Consider the following 21,432-nt stretch of genomic DNA (forward strand, 5'->3'; position numbering starts at 1 on the left):
CATCGGCTTGCGAACAGCTGGTTCAAATCATCAGCTTGGACTCCGATTGATGAAAATGTGGACCAGAAGTCATCGGAGGTCAATGCCCAGCCGTGTTGCGTTTAGGTTCCGTACGTCCGACGCGGGCGCGTCAGTGGCGGTGTTCGTGGTCCGGATGGGCGGGGTCACCCGGATGTTCGTGACCCTGCGCGTACACCACGGGACCGCGGGCCAGGTCCAGCCAGCCGAAGAAGGCCCGCCGGCCCGCCGCGCGGCGCAACTCCCGCAGCACGCCCTCGCGGACGTCCTGATACGGCATCACGTCGCCCGGTGCGGCGGCCTCGAAGGGGTCGGCCCCGCGTCTGAGCGCGTCCGGCGTCAGGAAGCGGTCCCGGTTGCGCTCGTAGTAGTCCCGGACATCGGCCTCCGGCACGGCCTGTTCGCCCTCCAGGGCGTCCAGCAGCACCCGCGCGGCGGCCGAGTGGGCGAGCGCCGCCGCGACGATGCTCCCCAGGTCGGCGACCTCGCTCCCGGAGACGGCGAGCAGCCGCTCGGGCGCCGCCTCGGGAGGCACCTTCAGCCCCCGCGCGGCGCACTCCCGACGCGCCAGCTCGTCGGCGACGACCACCTGCGTCGCCCACCGCCGCCGCTGCCGCTCGGCCCGCGCGAGCGACTCGGGCCGCGAGGTCTCGGGATCGCGGGCCGGAACGGCGGCCAGCAGCGTGTCCACCCTGGTTCTGGGAACCGGGTCCGGGCCGATGAGCGCCGCGTGTGCGCGGTCGTGGACGTGTTCGTGTTCGCGGGGCCCCTGGCCGGGCTCGGCACGGGGCCCCGGCGTCACCGCCTCACGCATCCGTCACCTCCAGCACCACGGCCTCCGTGTACGCCACGCAGCCGTGCCACGCGGCCTTCGCCATCAGCCAGTACGCGCCGGGCGGCACGGCCCCGCCGTCCACCTCGATCACCGCTTCGCCCCGCTCCCCGCCGGGCACCTGGAACCCCTGGAGGCCCGGAACGACCCCAGGCCAGGTGCCCCACGAGGAGACGGCCCACAGCTGGCCGGTGACCGGGCCGTGGGTGGTGTTGCGCAGGCGCACCGGCACCCGGGCCCGCTCGCCCCTGCGCACGGTGATCCGCTCGACGCCCAGTTCACAGACCAGGCCGGTTCCCGCGGGCGGACCGCCGGGCACGTCCAGGCCCACGACGTCCTCGAACGTCTGGCCCCCGTACGACAGGCGTGCGGCCAGCCAGTGGCGGCCGGGCTCCGCGTCCGGCGCGGGGGTCACCGTGACCTCGGCGAGCGTGAACCCGCCGGGCCCGAGCGCGTACGGCAGTTCGGCGGGCTCGGCGGACCAGCCGGACGGCACGGCGAAGGCGACCGTGCCCGACACCGGCGCGTCCGTGAGCTCGGAGCTGACCCGGACCGTCGCCGTGACGGGCCCGGACGCGGTCAGGGACGTGGGCGACACGTACAGCGCGACCGGCATGTTGCCACGCGGAGCCGGACCGGAGTTGTGCAGCCAGTACCGGGTGTGGACCGGTTGCGCGGGCTCGTCCGCCGCGACTCCGGGACCCGAGCAGCCGGCCGAGAGGACCGGCGTCGCCAGCACCGTGGCCACCTCGAAGCCCGTGAGGTCCGCGGCCAGGGTGCCGTCGTCGTCCGGTGCCAGCGGCTCGCGCGCCCGCTCCAGCAGGTCCGCCCGCGCCCCCTGGCGCCAGCCGACCGGCCCGCGGACCCGGGCCCGGACCGGCCGCCCGTTCACCTCGTGCACCCGCACCACGACCCCGCGCCCCGGATCCACCGCGTCCGAGCCGCCCCGGGCCAGCGGCGAGCCCACCGGCTTCAGCGCGTCGAGGATCACCTCACGGGCGGGCTCCACCTCCAGCAGCGACGTCGTCCGGGGCAGCGAGGGGTTCCCGCCCGCACCCCGCACCCGTCCCGTCAGCGGATGGTTGTAGGCGTGCCCGCGCGCCGGAAGCTCCAGCTCCCGCCAGTCGCCCTCGCCCGCGACGACCGCGTACTCGAAGGTGTGCGACCAGCGCTGGAGCTGGAACGCCGAGCCGTCGGGCGCGGTGCGCCGCGGCGGGTCGACCCAGATGCCGGAGGGCCAGCCGGTGCAGGACCGCATCAGGGACATGTAGAGGTCGCCGGACGAGGTCACCACACAGCCGGGCGTGCCCCGGTTCAGGACGGCGAAGCCGCGCCCGTCCCAGGCGTCTCCGGGCGGCAGCGCCTCGCCGCCGCCCGCCGCGGTGGCCGCCACGGTGAAGTCGTCGAGGTCGGCGACGAGCGCGTCCACCGCCTTGGCGTCGCCCTCGGCGTCCGGGCCCGCGACGACGAGCAGCGGCAGCCGCTCCAGGTCGCGCAGGTCCGCGCCGGGCACCCACTCCTCGCGCAGGGAGGCGCGCGGCGCGACCCAGACGGAGGCCGCGCCCCGCTCGGCGAGTTGGCGGCGCAGTTCGCGGTCGGCGGCCGGGTCCATCGCGAGCGCCTCCGCGACCAGGGAGTTGCGTTCCGGGCCGCCCACCGCGACGCGCAGGTCGGGCAGGTTGGAGTCGACCTCCAGGTCGCCGTAGCGGGGGCCGCCCGCGATGGTCGAGGTGGCGGTGACACCGGCGCGGACCAGGGCCGCCGCGAGCGGGGCGCCCAGCTCACCGGCCACGTCCCAGTCGGCGTAGACCAGTTCGGCGACCCCGACCGACCGGTGGCCGAGCAAGGTGCCGGCGTCGTCGTGGACCGCGACGCGGGCCGTGGAGCCGAGGCCGAACCAGGTGTTGGCGGGGTTGTCCAGCGTCCACGGGAACCGCTCGCTGTCCACCTCCACGAACCCGAAGCCGCGCCCGATCACCGCGTCGGCGACCTCGTGCACGGGCAGCCCGCCCCGTACGTCGGAGGGCCAGCGCACCCGGACGAGCCGGTCGGCGCCGTCGTAGCCGTCGATCGTGGTGGTGACGTCGAGCCGGTCGACACCCGCCCACAGCGTCAGCTTCTGCGTGTACGTGAAGAGGCCGAGGTCGGCCCGGACGGTGATCCGGGAGCCCGCGGGGGAGTGCTCGACATCGATGTCGGCCGTGACGTCACCGCTGCGCGCGGCGGTCGTGCCGGTCGGTGTGAGGTGCCAGGGGCCCTCGCCGAAGCGGGGGTGGCGGGGGAACTCCTCCTGGACGACCAGCTCGTTGCCGATGTCGCCGGGGCGCAGCAGCTCCCGGCCGCCCTGCGCCTCGCCGAGCGCGAGCAGGCTGCTGACGGCTCCGCCGCGCGCCGGGTCGACCGTCACCTCGTAGAACTCGTTGCGGATGGTGGTGCCTTCGCCGCGCACCCACTCGGGGAGGGAACCCGCGGTCAGCGCAAGGGTCTTGAGACCGATGCCGGGGACATCGGGGACGACGACCCTGAGGGTGCCGTCCCGTTCACGGACGGCGGGCAGCGGCTGGAAGTCGTCTCCGACCGGGACGAGGCCCGGGTCGTCGACGGTGAGGACGTCCCGGCGCTGCCAGGTCGCGGAGTTGAGGACGACGAGGTCGGGCCCGGTGCCGGGCTGCACGCCGTCCGCGAGCGCCTGGGTGGCCTCGGCGTGGACGGTCTCGGCGAGGTCGGCCAGCTCCCGCCAGCCGGTGAGGAGATCGATGTAGACCTGGTCGGACTCGGAGCCGGTGATGGCGTCGTGGTGGGCGCCGTAGACGAGTTGCCGCCACGCCTTGTCGAGCGCCGCGTCCGGGTAGGGGTGCCCGGTGACGAGCGAGGCGAGCGTCGCCCAGGCTTCGGCGTCGGCCAGCAGCGTCTCGCCGTACCGCTGGGCCTGCTTGGTGTCGATGTAGGAGACGTCCTTGCCGGTGTAGACCGGGTTCATGTCCCGCGTCTGCGGCGATGCCTTGCGGCCCTCGGTCTCCAACTCGGCGCGCACGGCGGCGAAGAAGTCGCGGGGGACGCCACTGACGAAGCGCGGCCAGACGTAACGCTCGTTCCAGTCGCGGTGGATGGCCATCACCCAGCGGCAGGGCGGCGCGTAGTCCCCGCCGACCGGCAGGAGCACGTTGCGGGTGAGCGCGACCTGCTTGAGCCCCTGGAAGAGTTTGAGCGCCTCGGCCTCCGCCTCCGGCAGGGTGGGCGCGTTGTCGATCCGCCAGCCCGCGCCGTAGTGGTTGACCATGTACGCGGTGAGGACGGAGCGGCCCGAGGGGGCGACCCAGTCGAACTCGGCCGGGAACTGCATCCGCTTGGGGTCCCGCGGTTCCTCCCCGAACACCGAGAGCGTGGGCCCCCATTGGTGGAACGGCCCGCGCGCCCACGAGCTGGAGGTGACCCCCGCGTCGGCCATGATCCCCGGGAACTGCGGGTCGTGCCCGAACGCGTCGAGCTGCCAGGCCGTCTCCGGGGACGCCCCGAGGATCGCCCGCTGATATCCGTCCCCGTACAGGGCGTTGCGTACGGTGGCCTCGGCGCCGGTGAGGTTGGTGTTCGGCTCGTTGTACGTGCCGCCCATGATCTCCACCCGGCCGGTACGGATCAGCTGCCGCAGAAAGGCGCGTTCCTCCGGGAAGGCGTCCCAGTACGGCTTGAGGTAGTCGACCTCCGCGAGCACGAAGGTGTACGCGGGGTCGCGCCGCGCCAGATCGCAATGGGCGCGCACCAGGCTCATCCCGGACTGGCCGCGCGAGTCGAAGGTGCGGGCGGCAAGACCGGTGGTGGCGGGGTCGTCGGCGACGTCCCAGGTCTCGGTGTAGGCGGCCTGGGTGTTCCACCAGACGGGGTCGTAGTGGAAGTGGCTGACCATGAACATGGTCCAGCCGGGCTCGGCCACCGTGAACTCGCCCTGCGCGTGCGCGACTTCGTCGCCGTCCGTGGCGGTGACCGTCAGAGGGCCGCTCTCGCCGGTCACGGGGATCTCGGCACGTACGGTCCCGTCCTCGCCGACGGTCACGGTCGTCTCCCCGACCCCGCGTACCGTCCGGCCTTCGACGGTCAGCCCGACCGTGCGGCCCGGTATGTGCTCGACCTCGGCCGCCACCACCTGGTGCGGATGCTCGGGGCTGCCGACGAACAGCTCGGTCGACTCGACAGAGGTGACGCGCATGGGGCTCCTACGAGTGAGTGGAAGAGCCCCATCCTGCACCGGTTGGATGATTCAAACAACCATCTTCGATGATCCCAGGTGGTTCATCCATACAAACTGAGCCTTGATCGTCACCGCCCGAGCCGTGATCGTCCGCGCTCAGCGGCCCCGGCGGTTCTTCAGCGCGTGCTGGGGCGTGATGTGGTCGGTGAGGGCCAGCGAGGCGCTGGAGCGCTGGTAGGTGAGCTGCGCGACCCGCACGTACAGGATGTCGATGAGGACCAGCACCGAGTGCCGGCCGCCGATGCTGCCGGTGCGGCCGGGGAAACTGGTTTCCGTGGCGGACGCCGAGATCAGCCGGATGTCGGCGGCGCGGGCCAGAGGCGAGCGAGGGTCGGAGGTGATCGCCACGGTCGTCGCGCCGCGCTCGCTGGCCAGCTCCAGCGGCTCGATGGTCTCCCGGGTCGCCCCCGAGTGCGAGATGCCGATCGCCAGGTCCGCCGGGGTGAGCAGGGCCGCGGAGGTGGCCGCGCCGTGCACCTCGGACCAGCCGCGCACCGAGCAGCCGATCCGGAACAGCCGGGTCTCGGTCTCCTGGGCCACCGCACCGCTGCCGCCGACGCCGTACACGTCGATCCGCCGGGCCCGCGCCATCGCCTGCGCGGCGCGCTCCAGGGCGTCGAGGTCGATCCGGTCGATGGTCTGCTGCACCGCGCGCAGGTCGGCGGTGCCGACCACCTGCACGACCCGCTCCAGGTCGTCGTCCGGGGAGATGTCCGGGCCGATCTCGGCGCTGCCCCAGTCGGAGACCTCGCTGCGCCCGCGTTCCTGGGCCAGCTCGATCAGCAGATGCTGGTAGGAGTCGAGCCCGATGGCCCGGCAGAACCGTGTCACCGTGGCCTGGGAGGTGCCGGTGCGGCGGCCCAGCTCGGCGGCGGAGCAGTGGGTGACGGCGGCCGGATCCTCCAGGATCAGCTCGCCGACCTTCCGCAGGGAACCGGCCAGCCGGGGCAGCTCGGTGCGGATCAGTGTGGTGACGTCCGTGGCAGGCATGGGAAGAAGGTATCAGCGGGGGTGGCAGCCACCCTGCCGGCCGAGGATTGAATACCAGGACCATGCTGTGATTTATTGATTCACCCATAGGTGTCAGAATGGTGATTCAATCCATCAGTGTTCCGTCCACCACCGATGGTCCGTCCGTCAGTGGTGTTCCATCGATCAACCAGTGGGGAGTGAAGCGTGTCCGTCGAGTCAGTCAGCGCCCAGGCCTTCGCCGAACAGAGCCTGACCGTCCTGCGTCACGTCACCGAGTCCGCGCGCGACGACGTCCGCCGCGCCGCCGAGCTGATCGTCGACTGCGTGCGCGCCGACGGTGTGATCCAGGCGTTCGGCACCGGCCACTCCCAGGCCATGGTGCTCGAAGTCGCCGGCCGGGCGGGCGGGTTGGTGCCGACGAACCGGCTCCAGATGGCCGACCTCGTCCTCTTCGGCGGAGACGACCCGAGCGTGCTCGGCGATCCCCTGCTGGAGCGTGAGCCGGGGATCGCCGCGCGGCTGTACGACCTGGCCGCGCCACAGGCCGAGGACCTGTTCGTGATCATCTCCAACTCCGGGGTCAACAGCGTGATCGTGGAGATGGCGCTGCACGCGAAGGAACAGGGACACCGGATTCTGGCGATCACCTCCCTCACGCACACGCGGGCGGTTGCCGCCGGGCATGCCAGCGGGAAGAAGCTGGTCGATCTGGCGGACGTCGTGCTGGACAACGCGGCGCCGGTCGGAGACGCGCTGCTCCGGATGCCGGGCGGCGGGGCGGTGTCCGCACTGTCCACGCTGACCGGCGTGACCTTGGTGCAGATGGCTGTCGCCGAGGCCGCGGGGCTGCTGATCGCCGCGGGAGAGCGTCCGCCGGTCTACGTGTCGGCGAACGTCCCGGGGGGCTTCGAGGGGAATCTGGAGCTGGAGAAGAAGTACGCGGGGCGGATCCGGCGCACGGCCAGTTGAGGGATGTGCGCAACACGGGGAGCCGCGGGCCGGCCGCGCGGCTCCCCGTTCTCCTGGGCGGGTTCGGATGCCCTACTCGACGGGCACCGGAGTCAGGGCCGCTGCCAGAGGGTACGCGCCGGTGGGCAGGGGCTCTTCCGCGGTGTGGGTCGTGGTGTCCACCGGCACCAGCCCGTTCCCGTCCGCCGTGGTCACGTAGGCCGTCGCACCGTTCCAGTCGAGCGCCACGTCGAAGGCCGATCTGCCCACGGTGATCTGCTCTCCGGGGGCACCCGTCACCGTGTCGACCGGGGTGACGCGGTCGCCGTTGCTCGGGCTGACCCACAGCGTGCGGCCGTCGGGGGAGAGGGCGAGACCGTAGGCCTGGCCGGTGACCAGGAGGGTCGGTTCCGTGTCGTTCGTCGTCGTGTCGATCGGGGTGACCGTCGAGCCGCCGGAGTCGGAGACGTAGACCGTCCCGCCGTCCGGGGCCGCGACCACGTTGAAGGGGTTCGGCCCCACCGGGATCGGGGTGCCGGCCCGCTGTGTCGTGAGGTCCACCGGGCTGACCGTGTTGTCGTGGATGTCGGCCACGTACAGGGTCGCGCCGTCGGGTGTGATCGCCATGTTCTCCGGGCCGGAACCGACGGGGATCGGTGTGCCCGTTCTCAGGGTGGACGTGTCGATCGACTGCACCGTGCCGTCGCTGTAGTTGGCGACCCAGAGGGTGGTGCCGTCAGGGGTGAGGGCGAGGCCCGCGGGGACCTTGCCCACCGGGAGCGTGCCGGTGACCGTGCTCTTCGCCACGTCGATCACGCTGACGGTGTTCGAACCCTGGTTGGCCGCGTAGGCGGTCCGGCCGTCGCCGCTCACCACGACGTCACCGGGGTTGGCGCCGACCGCGATGTCCGTCGTGGTCCTCGTGGCCAGGTCGATCGAACTGACCGACCCGCCACTGAAGTCGGCGGTCAGGGCATGCGAGGTGCCCGAGCCGTCGGTGACCTGGACCGGCAGGGCGCGGGAGAGGATGCCGGTGCCCTCGGCGACGACCGAGTGGACTCCCTTCGTGCCGCCGGTCAGCGTGACGGTGACCGAGGCCGGGGTGGTCGCCGTGCCCTCGGCGGGGGTGGCGGTGACGCCGTCCGGCACGTCGAGCTTCCAGGCGACGGTCTTCGCCTCCGTGTCGGACAGCTTGAGGGTGACGGTGGCGGACGTCCCCGGCTTCAGCGACAGGGACGCCGGGGAGAAGGCGGCGTCGACTCCGGGGTCGGGCGCGGTCTCCAGCATCGTCGTGTAGAGGAACTGGTCCATCACCCCGGGCGCGACCTGCTGCGGGACCGCGTCCAACGCCTTCCGATCGGCGCGCAGTTCGGCCCAGTACGTCGAGGCGGCGTCCGTGTCTCCCGCCTTGTGGGCGAGCAGCAGTTCCACGGCCGTTCCGCCGGCGGTCCCGTAGCTGCCGAGCTTGTCCAGCCAGGCCGAGGTCTCGTCCAGGAAGCCGGGGTTGTCGAGACGGGCGCGCAACTGCGCGGGCGTGGCGGCCATGTCCGCGAAGTAGCCCTTGAGCGCGGTGGCGGCACGGTCCAGGCCGCGGTTCTCCTCGTACGCCTCGCGGAAGGCCGCGAGGAGCCCGGTCAGGGTCGGGGACTCGGTCGCGTCCAGCTGGGAGGAGTAGTTGTTCTCGGCGAAGATCCTCAGCCACTTGGCGGCCCGGGCACCGCCGAGGTCGTGGACGGAGGCGAGGAACGCCTTGCGCGGGTCGTAGGCGGCCGGGTTCCAGAGGTAGTCGGCCGAGGTGAACAGGGCCAGCCTGCTCGCCTCGCCCTGGACCATCGGGTTGGCGGTCACACCGGTCGCCTCGCTCGCGACGCCCGCCTCGCGGCCCGTGTAAGGGCCCAGCAGGAGGCGGCTGGTCACATAGTCGTTGACCGGGTAGTTGTCCCAGATCAGGATCGGATGACCGTAGACCTCGCGGGCCTTTCTCACCTGGTCCGTGGTGAGGGTGGGCGCGATGACGCCGACACCGGTCCACTCCACGACCACCGACGGGTCCAGCCGCTCCCGCAGGGCCTTCTTGTACGGGGAGTCGGCGAGGTCGGAGTACTCGGTGGGGACCATCTCCAGGGGCTGGAGACCGGAGTGCCCGGCCGAGAACCGCTCCCAGACCGTGTTCAGCAACCGCGCCTGCGCGGCACCGGCCGCACCGCCGCCCGTGCCGAACTCCTCCTCGTCCGCCGGGCAGTTCCACTTGGTGTAGCTGATGTCGTCCAGCGGGATCGCGAAGGAGCGGACACCGATGGCGTACAGCGAGTCGAACTTCGCGGTCAGCGCCTCGACATCGGCGTCGGAGGAGTAGCAGACCGACAGGCCGGGGGAGAGCGCGTAGGTGAACCGGACGTGGTCGGCGTCGGCCCGGTCCACCAGCTCCTTCAACCGGCCGAGTTCGGCTGGCGGGTACTCGTCCCGCCAGCGGGCGCGCAGATACTCGTCGTCCTTGGGGGAGTAGACGTACACGTTCTGCTTCGTACGGCCGTAGAAGTCGAGCTGGCTGAGCCGCTCGGCGTGCGTCCAGGGGGTGCCGTAGAAGCCCTCGACGACCCCGCGCAGCGCGGCGCTCGGCCAGTCGCGGATCGTGGTGACCGGCAACTCGTCTCTGTCGTCCAGGAGTTGGCGCAGGGTCTGGGCCGCGTAGAAGGTGCCGGTGGTGTCGACCCCGGAGAGGGCGAGCAGGGAGCGGCCCTCGCTGCGTCCGGAGGCGAGGACGTAGCCGCCGGGGGCGAGACCTGCCGGGGAGCCTGCCTTGAGGCGTTTCAGCGCCCCGGCGGTGGCGCGGCTCTCGCCTGGACCGCCGACGTAGACCGTCAGGCCGGCGTCGGGGACACGGTCACCGGCGTGGACGGTGGTGACGCGTTCGGCGCCGGACGCCTTGAGGGTCGCCTCGACGACCTTGCGGGCCGAGGGATCGGTGCCGGGGCCGACGACCTCGACGACCCGTCGGGGGACGGCCAGCCGGCCCGGTTCCGTGTGCACGCTCTGCGGGGTCGGCCACACCTGCGGGGCGGGCTGACGCGGTACGGCCGCGGCGGGAGCCATCGGGGCGGCGAGTCCGACGGCCAGCGCCAAGGCGGCCGTCCATCTGAACCTGATAAATGAAGCCACCTGATGATGCTAGAGGTGGTGAATGGTTCATTCAATGGTGCGTGGTGGCGTCAAACGGCGCGGGGAAGTCGCGCCCTCGGGCCCGGTGGTTCAGGTGAGGTCGGTGCTTCTGGCGCGCAGGGCCTCGTGCATCGACTCCTTGCGCCATCGCTCGAGCAGGTCGGAGAAGGCCGCCGCGCCGTGCGGATAGGCGTGGGGTCCGTTCGGACGCCCGCGGCCCTCCGCGTTGTAGTAGCCGGGCGTGCATTCGGCGTGGAACCACGCGTGGTCGGGGGCGCCGTCCCGCATGGTGGCGATCCAGTCGTCCTCGGCCTGAGGAGAGGGTTCGACCAGGGCCCCCTCCGCTTCGGCGGCGGCGATCAGCGCGGCGGCGTGGACGGCGTGCTCGTCCAGGACGTGGGTGTAGTTGACGCTGGCCGCGTTCTGCGTGCCGCCCAGCTGGATGAGGTTGGGGAAGCCGTTGCAGGTGAAGCCGTGCAGGGTGCGCGGCCCCCGCTCCCGCCACGCGTCCAGGAGGGGGACACCGTCGCGTCCGTGCACGGGCAGGCGTCCCGAAGTGATCCCGGAGCGGCCGACGGAGAAGCCGGTGGCGAAGACGAGGCAGTCGAGCGCGTACTCGGTGTCGCCGACGACGACGCCGCGCGCGGTCATCCGCTCGATGCCGTGCGTGTCCGCGGTGTCGACGAGGGTGACGTTGTCCCGGTTGAAGGCCTGGAGGTACAGGTCGGAGAAGGTCGGGCGCTTGCAGGCGTACCGGTACCAGGGTTTGAGGGCCCGCGCCGTCCGGGGATCGGTGACGACCTCGTCGACGCGGGCGCGGATCTCGTTCATCTTGGCGGTGTCGGCCGCCTCGTAGGCGGCTTCGAAGCCCGTCGTGTCCGCCGGGCGCCGGAAGCTGGGCAGGAGCTTCTCCAGAAGGCCCGCCGACCGGGTCCACTGGTCCGCCACCAGGTCCTGGTCCGCTGTCTCACCGGACACGATCCGCAGGAAGTTGTCCCGTCGTTCGGCCGCCCAGCCCGGGCGGTCGGCGTTCACGTCCTGGGCCGTCGTCCGGCGGTTGCCGCGCACGTCCACGGTCGACGGGGTGCGCTGGAAGACGTAGAGGTGCGCGGCGTCCTCGGCGAGCTTCGGGACCACCTGGATGCCGGTGGCGCCGGTGCCCACCACGCCCACACGTTTGTCGGCGAGCTTGGTGAGGCCGCCGTCGGGTGTGCCGCCCGTGTAGCCGTAGTCCCAGCGTGAGGTGTGGAAGGTGTGGCCCTGGAACGTCTCGATGCCGGGTATGCCGGGCAGTTTGAGCTCGGACAGGGTGCCGGTGGCCGTGACGACGTAGGTGGCGTGGAACGTGTCGCCGCGGTCCGTCGTCACGATCCACGTCTCGGAAGCCTCGTCCCAGGTGAGCGAGGTGACCGAGGTGGAGAACAGGGCGTCGGCGTAGAGGCCGAACTTCTCCGCGATACGCATCGCGTGGCGGCGGATCTCCTCGCCGGGCGCGTATTTCCACTCCGGCACGTATCCGGTTTCGTCCAGCAGCGGCAGGTAGACGTGTGCCTCGATGTCGCAGTGGATGCCGGGGTACCGGTTCCAGTACCAGGTTCCCCCGAAGTCGCCTCCCGTCTCGATCACGCGGATGCGGTCGACGCCCGCCCGGCGCAGCCGCGCACCGGCGAGGACACCGCCGAAGCCGCCGCCGACGACCGCGACGTCCACCCGGTCGCGCAGCGGCTCGCGCGGTGACTGTTCCGGCGTGTAGGGGTCGGTGGCGTAGTAGCCGAACCGGGCGTCGGCGGCGAGGTATTGCCGCACGCCGTCGGGCCGCACCCGTCGCTCCCGTTCGGCTCGGTAGCGCTCCCGGAGCGACGCGAGGTCCTCGTCGGATGTCTGCCGCGAATGTTCCATGTGGGGGGCCTCGTTCCTTCTCGTTCGCTGAGACAAGGCCATCGCGTCCATGAAGTCGGCTGTGGGGCAGTGGACTTGAGTGGCCGTGCAGTACGGTAACAAGAACCGGACAGTGTTGTCCGGTTGAGGTGGCGGTTGCTGCCGCACATCCACATGCTCACTTGTGCAGACACTCGGACATCCCGGAAGGAACGTTGATCGCCATGCGTCAGCCCTCGATCCGCCCCCTCGCGGCACTCACCGCGATCGGCATGCTGGCCCTCGCCGGGTGCGGGACCCAGACCGGCGGCACCGTCGCCGAGGGCCCGGCCGCGGCCTCCGGCGAGGGCAGAGTCATCCGCGCGCACCAGACGATGAAGCTGACACAGCCGCACCCGCGGACCGGGATGACCCTGCTGGAGGGGCCGACCTTCAGCGAGGACGGCGGCCTGCTCGTCGTCGACGTCACCGCGCCCGCCGGTGAACCGAAGGTCCTGCGCGTCGACGTCCGCGAGAAGACCGCCGACCCCTTCCACACGGACGACCGAGGCGCCTACACCTCGGCCCAGTTCAGCCCGTACGACGGGCGCGTCTACCTCACCGACTACGCCCACGGAGACATCGTCAGTCTGGCCGCGGACGGCGGTGACCGGCAGACCTTCTTCTCCGGCGAGGTCGACGGAGCACCGATGCACCCGGACGACCTGGCCTTCGACCAGGACGGCAACCTCTACATCAGCGATTCGCACGACTCGTGCGGCACCCAGGCCGCCGCCGGCCGCATCGTGCGGATCGACCGCGAGGGCCGCACGGCCACCGTCCTCGCGGACCGCCTCGCCGCACCCAACGGGATCTCCTTCGACACCGGCTACCGCGGCCTGTGGTTCAGCGAACTGACCGAGAACCGCGTCTCCTACATGCAGTTGGACGACGAAGGCCGTGTGACGGCCCGGCACACCGCCATCCGCGTCGACGGTGGCATCGCGCAGACCGACTCCCTCGCCGTGGACGCCGACGGCAACCTCTACCAAGGGCTCCACGGCAGGCCCGCGATGGCCGTCTACAGCCGCACCGGACAGCGTCTGGCGACCGTCGAGATACCCGCCCGGGACGCCAAGGGCCTCACCTCCGCGACCAACGTGGCCATCACGCCTCACGGCACCACGGCGTACATGACGGTCAGCGGGCCGGACGGAGGGTTCCTGTACCGCTTCGACGCACTGGCCGCGGGCATCCGCCAGTCCAACGGCGGCTGAAGGGCTCTTCCCCGCTCCTACGCCTCGAACTGCCGCACCGGCCCCACCTCGACACCGAGCAGCCGCCACGCCGCCAGCGCCCGGCGCTCACGGTCCGCCCGGGTGGGGCCGACGACGGCGCCGGACACCATCCCGATGGCGATCGTGAGGTCTTCCGGCCGCGCGGCGAGACGGTGGTCCTCCGGCAGGTGCGTGCGCAGCGCCGTCTCCACCCGGTGCGACAGCGCCGACGCGAACGCGGGCACGGTCGAGCGGCCGTCCTCCACGTCCGCGCGGAGCATGCCGACGAACGCGGCCGACTCCGTCTGGTGCCAGGTGAGCACCCCGAGCATCCTGCTGATGTCCATGCCGGGCTGCGCCGCCGCCAGCTCGATCTGCCGGACGTTCTCCTCCAGGATGGCGATCACGAGAGCGGTACGGTCCGGGAAGTGCCGGTACAGCACGCCCTGGCCGACGCCCGCCTGCCGTGCGATGGCGGACAGCGGTGCTCCGAGACCGGACTCGGCGTAGACCTCCCGCGCGGCGGTGATCAGGGCGGCGCGGTTGCGAGCGGCGGCTCTGGGCCCGTCGTTCAGGGGCCGCCGCCCGTCGGTAAGAAGTCTCTCGGTCACATGGCGAGGATATCGATCGGGCGTCGCGGGGAGCTGGGGGCGGGGGCCTGGGGGCCTGGGGGCGTGGGGGCGTGGGTCTGGGGCCTGGAGGCTGAGGGCGTGGGTCTGAGGGCGGGGCGAGAAGTCCACGGTGTCAGTGGGGTCGTCGATGATGAGCCCCATGACTGATGAGCAGTACGGTCGGCTCGCCGTCGAGCATCTGCCCGGCGATGTCGCCCGGCGCTGGACGGGGCTCCTGCGCCCGTGCGTGCGTCTGCGTCGGGCCGAAGGGGATGCGCCGGCCGTGGCCCGGCTCGGCGGGGTGCCGGGCCTTCCGGCCGGTGTCGCCTGGCCCGAGTGGCCCGGACACGGGCCGCTGTCCTTCGTGGCCTCCGTGCGGTGCGCAGCACTGCCGAGAGAAGGGCTGGCCGAGGAGTTCCCCCGCGAAGGGACCCTGCTCTTCTTCTGCTTCGACGGTCAAGCCGACGAAGACGCCTTCGTGTCCGCCGGCGATCCCGAGAGCTGGGCCGGAGCCCAGGTGCTGTACCTCCCCGAGGGCGCCTCCGCTCTCCCGGCGCGAACGCCCCCTGGCCTGGAAGCGTTCCCGCGCGTGGACCTCGCGGCGGCGGTAGGGCGGAGCGCCCCCGATCTGTGGCTGCCGCAGGCCCGGCGCGCCCTGCTCGGCGACACCCGGCCGTGGCCGCACCGCCGCGACACCCCGGCCGAACTCAGGTCTTTCGTCCGCGCCTTCGGACGCCTGCGCACCCGGATCGGCCACCAGATCGGCGGACATGCCGTACCCGTCCAGGGCCCGGTGGAGTACGAGATCGCGGCAGCCGCGCTCGACGGCATGCACGAGTGGGGCGACAGGACGCTGGACCAGGAAGCCCGACGCTGGGTACTGCTCGCCCAGTTCGACAGCGACCGTGCCGCGAAGACGTCCTGGGGCGACGAGGGCACCCTCTACTGGCTGATCCGCCCTGAGGACCTCGCCGCTCAGCGCTTGGACCGGGCCCGGCTCACCGTGCAGGTCTGAACACGTCGACCTGAACCAACGCAGGTGTTCTGGCCGGCGGCGCCACTGCACCCCCCACCGGTCGGCCGGATGTCAGTGGCACCCGACACAATGCCGATCATGCCCACCGCACAAGTCGCGGGCACCCGGCACCAGAACGAGGTCACCATGCGCGAGTTACTCCAGTTCAACCGCCTCTACGAGGACGAGCGGCTCTGCTCGCCCTCCGGGCGGTACGTGCTGCATTACGACGACGAGAACGTCGCGGTGATCACCGACACGGAGCGCGGCGAAGTCACGTGGCGGGCCGGCGCCACCGGACGGCTCCTGCTGGGCCAGCGGTACGAGGTGCAGGTCGAGGCGTGGGACAGCCACGAGACCGTCTGGTGGTCGGGTTTCGCGGCCCAGGGCGCTCTCCATCTGATCCTCACCGACGAGGGCGACCTGGAACTGCTCGACGGCGTGCACGTCCGCGTCGCCAACATACGTACCGGGCCGGTCGAGGCCCGGGCGCTCCGGGACTCCGTGCCGGTGGCCGCCATCGACGCCGACCACTTCCTCGTGAACGAGGACAAGAAGCGGCGGACGGTCGTGCGCGAACAGGACGGCTGGCTCCGGATCAGCGAGCAGTGGAAGAACGGCGGCGGCGGAAGCTACGCCCTGTCCGGGCCGTTGGTCGACTGGATGGACCAGGAAGGCACCGTGCTCGGCTGGCGCATGCTGCCGATCAAGGGCAGGAAGTCGAAGGCGCGCATGCTCTGTCTCACGGACGCGGCGGGTGCCGTCCTGTGGAACGAGGGCACGCAGAGCCCCGCCGAACCGGCCGCCCAGGGAGAGCCCTACGCCTACGGCGGACCCGAACTGGGCGCCGGCGGGCGCCTCCGCCACCAGTCCCTCACCTCGGCCTCCGGCTCGCACACGCTCGTCCACCTGGGAAGCGGCGACCTGGCCCTGCGCTGCCACGCCGAGGACCGTGTGGTGTGGTCGACGGGCACGCACTGGGCGGACGGCGGCTGGGCCGAACTGACCACCGACGGCGAGCTGGTGGTGCGCAACCCGCACGGCGCGCGGGTGTGGGGATCGGGCACCGCGGGTTCGGGAGCCGGGCGGCTCGTGGTCGAGGACGACGGCCGGGTGGAGCTGCTCGACGCCGACGGCCGCGCGGTCTGGTCCGTGGACACGCACGCCTCCTGCGAGGCTCCGGCCGTGGACAGTCCGCGCGGCGCGCTGCTGCGCAGAGGACAGACGCTGCGCCGGCACGCCCTCACCTCCGCCGACGGCAGCACCGTACTCGGACACTACGACGACCGGCGCCTCGTCCTGTTCGGGGCGGACGGCACCTGGCTCTGGTACGCGCATCTGGGAGAGGCCGAACAGCCAGGACTGCTCCTGGACGCGCACGGCATGCTGCGCATCCTCGACGACGACACCGACCGGCCGGCGCTCGCCGGTCCCGCCGACGAACTGCGCGTGGAGGCAGGAGAAGTCCTGCTGTGCCGCGCGGACGGAACGGTCGTCTGGCGCAACGGCGAGGAGACGCCCGAAGCCGCCGCTTCGGATACCGCTTCGGCCTTCGAGGCACAGGCCGAGGCCGAGGACTTCGAAGCGTGGATGGAGGAGCTGACCGGCCAGGTCGCGTACTGCGCGACCGTGGTGCACGACACGACACCCGACGAGGCACTGCTGCGACTGGGAGCCGACCCGGACCGGGTCCGCACGGGCACCTGGGAGGACCTGCTGACGCAGAGCGAGATCGAGGACTCCGAGGTGGAGGACGTCCTGGTCGCGGCGTTCGCCCTCGGCCCGCACACCTTGCTGGTGGAGCCCAACAGCGCGGCGGGCCTCGGCAGCCCGGAGCTGTCCAAGGGGACCTTCGCCGTCTCCTGCTACAGCAGCGTCAACGCGGACAGGAGCTTCCTCGTGTACCGCGACGGCGAGATCGTGGCCGACCACTCCGAGGAGGGCAGCGAGGAGCCGAGCACACCGGAGGTCCTGGCGGCCATGGCGGTGATGGGCGCGGACGACCCGTTGGACGTCGCGTTCCACCAGAACCTGGAACTGCTCTGCCGCACCGCGGGCGTACGGCCCACGGTGGCGGACGTGACCGGCACCGCGCGCTGGGTGATCATCCCGTCTCGGTGGTGAACGGGAAGAGGCGGCGCGTGACGACGACCGGCGGGTGGAGTCCCTGCGGATCGACGTGCTCAACACCTCCGTCGGCATTCGCAACCCGCGGCTCCTGGGCTCCGGCGCCGCTGACGTAGGGCTCGCTCTCGGAGACGGCTCGGCCGACGCCTACGAGGTGACCCGGGCGATGTTCGCGGCCCGGCAGACCCTGCCCGGTCCCGAGGTGCCGGGCGCCCACCTGGACGAGAGGTACGCGATCGGCACGGCCCCGGTGCCCTTGCAGCCTGGGGCGGTCCGGTACCGGCGAGGTGTGTACGGCTGAGCGTTCGGCCCCCGCGCCGTGCCCATGGGCGGCGTGGGTCCGTGGGCGGCGGCCGGAACTGCACGGTCAGACCGTGCGGACGGTTGGTGCAGACTGAGGGTGCCGCCCACGGCGGGTCAGTTCGTCGGCGATGGGTCCTGGGATTCGGTCTGCGGCTGCTCCGGGGCAGGTGGCTGATGATCCGGGCGTTCAGCGCGGGGCTCGCCGCCGTGCTGCGCTGACCGGCCGTACTCCGGGGCCGGTCGCGCGCGGGTCCGGCTCAGAGGATCCACCCGGTCCTACCGGGCGTGGGTGACGGTGACCGTCACCGTCATCGACCCCCGGTTGTCCGACGAGCACGAACCGGCGGTGTCGTTGACCGTGAGCGCGACGGTTCCCTCGGCGTCGGCCTGGAAGGTGACGCTCTGGCCGACCACCCGGACCTCGGGGTTCTCGGGACCGCTGAGGGCGACGAGCAGGGCGGCGAAGGGGGAGTCCGCCAGCACCTTGCAGGACTCCGCGCCCGCCAGCTGCTTCTCGGTCTCGGCGTCGTAGCCCGCGGGCCCGCTGTCCGGGAGGCGGTTGAAGTCGACCGTCCAGCCGCCCGACACGAACTCCACCGTCACCTGGTCACCGCTCACGACGTCCGCCCCCTCGACGGCCTGCCAGCCGGAGGTGGAGTCGACGACCTTGGTCACGATCGTCCCGGAGGGCGTGGGCGTGGGCGTGGGTGACGGTGTCGGGTCCGTGGCGGGCTGGGCGGAGGCGGACGAGTCGGCGGGTGCGGAGGCCGAGGCGTCGGCCTTGTCGTCCGCCCGGTCGTCGGAGACACCCGCGCCGGACAGCAGCAGCCCGCCCGCCGCGCCCGCGACGACCAGCGCCACGCCGCCGATCGCCCACCACAGCCACTTCTGCCTGGGCGGTCGTTGCTCCCCGCCCGGGGTCGGGCCGGTGGCGGTGCCCGGCGCGGCGGCGCCGAGCGCGGTGGTGTGCACGGCTGTCGCCGCCCGGGATATGGCCGGCCCGTCGTACGTCATCGTCTGGGCGTCGGCCACGGTCGGGGAGGGCCACTGCACGTGGACCGTCGCCGACGGCAGCGGACCGATCTCCTGGCCCTGCGCCACCTGCTGGAGCGCTGCACGGATGTCGGCGGCGGAGGGCCGTTCCTCGGGCTTCTTGCGCAGCATCGACTCCGTGACCGACCGCAGCGAGCCGATCCGGTCGGGCAGCGTAGGTTCGTCGTAGGCGACCGCGTGCAGGGTGGCGGGCCGTCCCGGCCTGCGGAAGGGGGACTGGCCGGTGCACACCGTGGCGAGCGTCGCGCCCAGCGACCACAGGTCGGAGGAAGGGCCGACGGGGTCGCCGGTGACCCGCTCGGGCGCCATGTAGTCGAGCGAGCCGACCAGTTCGCCCGTGGTGGTGAGGAACTCCCCGTCGTCCAGGGCGGCGATGCCGAAGTCGGTGATGACAGCGTTGCCGTTGCGGCGCAGCAGAACGTTCGCCGGCTTCACGTCGCGGTGCAGGGTGCCCGCCGCGTGGACGGCGACCAGGGCGTCGAGGATCTGCACGCCCAGTGCGGCGGTCTGCTGCGGGGTGAGCGGGCCGTTCTTCTCGACGTGATGGCCGAGGGACGGGCCGTCGACCAGCTCCATGACGATCCACAGCCGGTCCTCGGCCTCGACCAGGTCGTGGACGCCGACGACATGCGGGTGAGGCACCCGGGCCACCGCGCGGGCCTCGCGGACGGCGCGGTGCATACGGACCTTGGGGTCCTCGCCGCCCCCGGCGTGGACGTAGATCTCCTTGGCGGCCACCGGCCGGTCGAGCAACTGGTCGTGGGCGCGCCAGACGGTACCCATGCCGCCCCTGCCGATCATGTCGTGCAGCAGGTACCGGTCAGCGATCAGCCTCTGTGAGCCGTTGGGACCGGTCGCGGAAGGAGTGACGCCGTCTTCGGATCTCACGAGCTTTCTCAGGTGCCTTTCGCCGCGAACTGGGCACGTCGGCATGACCAGTTCGGTTGTCGTTCGAATGAAAGCAGGCCCGAGCATAGCGGAGAGTGACGGTGCTCCATGCCGTCCCGCGGAGACCGCCGGGGTGGCCTCGCACCCCTCGCCGGAGGCCGGCGCGCCCCGGTACCCGGCTCGGATGCCGGGACGGCCCGCTACCTGGTGAAACGGGGAGGTAAGGTGCCGCTCATGTCACAGGGGTTGTACGGCCGACGCCACGTCGACCTGATGCGTGTCTCCTCCTCCATGTGTTGACGGCCGTTCCCGGCACGCCACGGAGCGCTCCGTGCTGCTCCGTCTTCATTGCATGAACCCCTGACATTCCCGGCACGCGGCTGATCTCACGCGCGCCCCGAACACGCTTGCCGGGCTGAACCGGCGCCCCTCGGCCTGCCCGTCAGCCGCGAGTACTTCATTTCGTCTTCGAGAGGTTGCTTCCATGACCCAACTCCCTTCCCGCCCCCACACGTCCCTGGGCGGTTCCTCCCTGGTCGGCCGAACGGTGGTCCTGATCGGCGGCGGTTCCGGCATCGGGCTGCGGGTCGCGCATCACGCGGTCGCCGCGGGCGCACACGTCGTGCTCGGAGGGCGGACGGAGGACCGGTTGGCCCGGGCCGCGGACGAACTCGGCGGTGGTGACGCCGTACGGTGGCGGACCGTCGATGTGACGGACGAGGAGTCCCTCGCGGCGCTCTTCGCCGAAGTGGACCGCGTCGACCATCTGTTCACCACTGCGGCGACCTACCGGGTGGGCCCGCTGAGGGAGTTGGACGCGCGGGACGCGGAGAGTCCGTTCACGTCGAAGTTCTGGGGCCAGTACCACGCCGTGCGGCACGCGGCTCCGAAGCTGTCCGGGGACGCGTCCGTCGTCCTGATGGCGGGCGCCGCCGGAGCCCGGCCGCCCGGCCCCGCCCCGGCCTACGCGGCGTGCAACGCGGCGATCGAGGGCTTGGGCCGGGGCCTGGCCGTCGAACTCGCCCCGGTGCGGGTCAACGTCGTGTCGCCCGGCACCGTCGACGGCCACTTGTGGGCGGGTCGCCCGGCCGCCGACCGGGACGCCGCCTTCGCCCAGTACGAGCGCGACACGGTGCTTCACCGCACCGGCACGGAGGACGAGATCGCGCACGCCGTGCTGTTCCTGTTCACCAACGGGTACACCACCGGATCGACGCTCTACCCGGACGGCGGATACACCTTCCGCTGACCGCTCAAGGGATTGATCACATCTGGCCGGAAGATCGATCCAAGGTGATCGGCAAGCGGCAGAATGCGCACTCCGAGTGCTTCTTCCGGCCCCGGCGGCGGGGCCATGAGTTCCGGAGGCTGTGTTGACCACCGAACCGCGCGTTCTGCCGGAATCCCTCCAGCCCGTCCCGGTCCCCGGCTGGCTCGACCAGGTCCGCGACGCGCTCACCGACACGGCCGGCGAGGGGTCCGACGGACAGGGCTCCGCCATCACCGACGTCTCCTTCGCCGCGCTGCACGCCTGGCACGCGGGCCCGGTCGCGGACCTGATCGCCGAGACGGCGGCCCGGCACGGCACGGACATGGCCCCGCACGAAGCCGTACGCGCCCTGCACGCCCGTGCGGCCACCGGCGAACCGGTCGACGAGGCCACGTGGTCGGCGGCCCTGGAACCGGCCCTGCGCGAGATCTACCGGCTCGCCTACCCCCGCGCGCGCGTGCACGAGCGCTCCGCCTCGGCGGCGGCCTCCTTCGCCCGCTCACGCGGCTGGACCGACGCCGAGGCCGACCGCTACGGCGAGACCTACGCCGCGCTGAACACCGAGGTCAGCGACCGCGTCCACGCCGAGGCCAACGCGATCGCCAACGCCGCCGCGTACGCCCGCGCCTTCGCCGCCGGAGACCCGAAGGCGTACGCCGAAGCCTGGCCGTACGCCCTGGTGCGCGCGTGGGTCGCCGCCTGCGCGGGATCGGCCGACCCGGACGGACCGGCCGCTCAGGAGGCCCGCAACCGCCTCCGTGACGGCCTCACGGACGCGGTGCGGCGCACTTCGGCGTGAGACTGTGATGCCGTGATGCCGTGATGCCGTGATGCCGTGAGGTTGTGTGAGGGGGAC

Annotated in this window: 15 protein-coding genes; 8 read left to right on the plus strand and 7 right to left on the minus strand. The window is 72.1% G+C overall.

All coding sequences use genetic code 11. The features are described 5' to 3' along the window. Positions 1 to 130: 130 nt before the first annotated feature. The 3 genes from ACIPSE_RS11405 to ACIPSE_RS11415 all read right to left on the minus strand — a co-directional run bounded on the left by ACIPSE_RS11405 (position 131) and on the right by ACIPSE_RS11415 (position 6,086). Positions 131 to 832, minus strand: a complete 702-nt coding sequence (locus tag ACIPSE_RS11405; RefSeq protein ID WP_401660575.1) for a peptidyl-prolyl cis-trans isomerase — start codon at positions 830 to 832, stop codon at positions 131 to 133. Beyond that, positions 825 to 5,054, minus strand: coding sequence for an NEW3 domain-containing protein (locus ACIPSE_RS11410; RefSeq protein ID WP_401660578.1), 4,230 nt, complete (start codon positions 5,052 to 5,054; stop codon positions 825 to 827). Before ACIPSE_RS11410 ends, ACIPSE_RS11405 begins: the two co-directional genes overlap by 8 nt. 138 nt (positions 5,055 to 5,192) lie before the next feature. After that, complete coding sequence (locus ACIPSE_RS11415; RefSeq protein WP_401660581.1) at positions 5,193 to 6,086, minus strand: MurR/RpiR family transcriptional regulator; 894 nt, start codon at positions 6,084 to 6,086, stop codon at positions 5,193 to 5,195. 186 nt (positions 6,087 to 6,272) lie between these two features. On the opposite strand from ACIPSE_RS11415, the gene ACIPSE_RS11420 reads away from it, so the two are divergent. After that, positions 6,273 to 7,037, plus strand: coding sequence for a sugar isomerase domain-containing protein (locus ACIPSE_RS11420; RefSeq protein ID WP_401660584.1), 765 nt, complete (start codon positions 6,273 to 6,275; stop codon positions 7,035 to 7,037). 72 nt (positions 7,038 to 7,109) lie between these two features. Here the strand turns inward: ACIPSE_RS11420 and ACIPSE_RS11425 are convergent, their stop codons facing one another. After that, positions 7,110 to 10,109 (minus strand): beta-N-acetylglucosaminidase domain-containing protein, encoded by a 3,000-nt coding sequence (locus ACIPSE_RS11425; RefSeq protein ID WP_401661714.1) that lies wholly within the window; start codon positions 10,107 to 10,109, stop codon positions 7,110 to 7,112. A 156-nt stretch (positions 10,110 to 10,265) separates the two neighbouring features. Then, positions 10,266 to 12,074 (minus strand): flavin-containing monooxygenase, encoded by a 1,809-nt coding sequence (locus tag ACIPSE_RS11430; protein WP_401660587.1) that lies wholly within the window; start codon positions 12,072 to 12,074, stop codon positions 10,266 to 10,268. Positions 12,075 to 12,277: 203 nt separating this feature from the next. Here ACIPSE_RS11430 and ACIPSE_RS11435 point away from each other — a divergent pair, with 203 nt between their 5' ends. Beyond that, complete coding sequence (locus tag ACIPSE_RS11435; RefSeq protein WP_401660590.1) at positions 12,278 to 13,309, plus strand: SMP-30/gluconolactonase/LRE family protein; 1,032 nt, start codon at positions 12,278 to 12,280, stop codon at positions 13,307 to 13,309. 17 nt (positions 13,310 to 13,326) lie between these two features. On the opposite strand, the gene ACIPSE_RS11440 is transcribed toward ACIPSE_RS11435, so the two are convergent. Beyond that, on the minus strand, positions 13,327 to 13,920 hold the full coding sequence (locus tag ACIPSE_RS11440) for a helix-turn-helix domain-containing protein (protein ID WP_401660593.1): 594 nt from the start codon (positions 13,918 to 13,920) through the stop codon (positions 13,327 to 13,329). A gap of 160 nt (positions 13,921 to 14,080) precedes the next feature. Here ACIPSE_RS11440 and ACIPSE_RS11445 point away from each other — a divergent pair, with 160 nt between their 5' ends. The 3 genes from ACIPSE_RS11445 (at position 14,081) to ACIPSE_RS11455 (ending at position 17,363) form a co-directional block, all read left to right on the plus strand. Beyond that, a complete protein-coding gene (locus ACIPSE_RS11445) occupies positions 14,081 to 14,935 on the plus strand; it encodes a YwqG family protein (protein WP_401660596.1) in 855 nt (284 codons plus the stop codon). A 99-nt stretch (positions 14,936 to 15,034) separates the two neighbouring features. Then, entirely contained in the window at positions 15,035 to 17,059 is a 2,025-nt protein-coding gene (locus ACIPSE_RS11450; protein ID WP_401660599.1) for a DUF6461 domain-containing protein, read from the plus strand. 34 nt (positions 17,060 to 17,093) lie between these two features. After that, positions 17,094 to 17,363, plus strand: coding sequence for a hypothetical protein (locus ACIPSE_RS11455; RefSeq protein WP_401660602.1), 270 nt, complete (start codon positions 17,094 to 17,096; stop codon positions 17,361 to 17,363). A gap of 278 nt (positions 17,364 to 17,641) precedes the next feature. On the opposite strand, the gene ACIPSE_RS11460 is transcribed toward ACIPSE_RS11455, so the two are convergent. After that, positions 17,642 to 19,306 (minus strand): serine/threonine-protein kinase, encoded by a 1,665-nt coding sequence (locus ACIPSE_RS11460; RefSeq protein ID WP_401660605.1) that lies wholly within the window; start codon positions 19,304 to 19,306, stop codon positions 17,642 to 17,644. 234 nt (positions 19,307 to 19,540) lie between these two features. Here ACIPSE_RS11460 and ACIPSE_RS11465 point away from each other — a divergent pair, with 234 nt between their 5' ends. From ACIPSE_RS11465 to ACIPSE_RS11475, 3 genes are all read left to right on the plus strand, one after another. After that, positions 19,541 to 19,606 carry a putative leader peptide gene (locus ACIPSE_RS11465; protein ID WP_401661717.1) on the plus strand — a complete coding sequence of 22 codons (66 nt, stop codon included), beginning with the start codon at positions 19,541 to 19,543 and terminating at the stop codon, positions 19,604 to 19,606. Between the two features lie 184 nt (positions 19,607 to 19,790). Then, positions 19,791 to 20,555 (plus strand): SDR family oxidoreductase, encoded by a 765-nt coding sequence (locus tag ACIPSE_RS11470; RefSeq protein ID WP_401660608.1) that lies wholly within the window; start codon positions 19,791 to 19,793, stop codon positions 20,553 to 20,555. 124 nt (positions 20,556 to 20,679) lie between these two features. Beyond that, positions 20,680 to 21,375 carry a SpcZ gene (locus ACIPSE_RS11475; protein WP_401660611.1) on the plus strand — a complete coding sequence of 232 codons (696 nt, stop codon included), beginning with the start codon at positions 20,680 to 20,682 and terminating at the stop codon, positions 21,373 to 21,375. Positions 21,376 to 21,432 lie beyond the last annotated feature (57 nt).

This window comes from Streptomyces sp. NPDC090106, from assembly GCF_044747265.1.
Lineage (GTDB): Bacteria > Actinomycetota > Actinomycetes > Streptomycetales > Streptomycetaceae > Streptomyces.

Bases quoted from the DNA above. Each gene is read 5' to 3' on its own strand.
- ACIPSE_RS11405 (WP_401660575.1), bottom strand. From the start codon at position 832: ATGCGTGAGGCGGTGACGCCGGGGCCCCGTGCCGAGCCCGGCCAGGGG.
- ACIPSE_RS11410 (WP_401660578.1), bottom strand. From the start codon at position 5,054: ATGCGCGTCACCTCTGTCGAGTCGACCGAGCTGTTCGTCGGCAGCCCC.
- ACIPSE_RS11415 (WP_401660581.1), bottom strand. From the start codon at position 6,086: ATGCCTGCCACGGACGTCACCACACTGATCCGCACCGAGCTGCCCCGG.
- ACIPSE_RS11425 (WP_401661714.1), bottom strand. From the start codon at position 10,109: ATGGCTCCCGCCGCGGCCGTACCGCGTCAGCCCGCCCCGCAGGTGTGG.
- ACIPSE_RS11430 (WP_401660587.1), bottom strand. From the start codon at position 12,074: ATGGAACATTCGCGGCAGACATCCGACGAGGACCTCGCGTCGCTCCGG.
- ACIPSE_RS11435 (WP_401660590.1), top strand. From the start codon at position 12,278: ATGCGTCAGCCCTCGATCCGCCCCCTCGCGGCACTCACCGCGATCGGC.
- ACIPSE_RS11445 (WP_401660596.1), top strand. From the start codon at position 14,081: ATGACTGATGAGCAGTACGGTCGGCTCGCCGTCGAGCATCTGCCCGGC.
- ACIPSE_RS11450 (WP_401660599.1), top strand. From the start codon at position 15,035: ATGCCCACCGCACAAGTCGCGGGCACCCGGCACCAGAACGAGGTCACC.
- ACIPSE_RS11470 (WP_401660608.1), top strand. From the start codon at position 19,791: ATGACCCAACTCCCTTCCCGCCCCCACACGTCCCTGGGCGGTTCCTCC.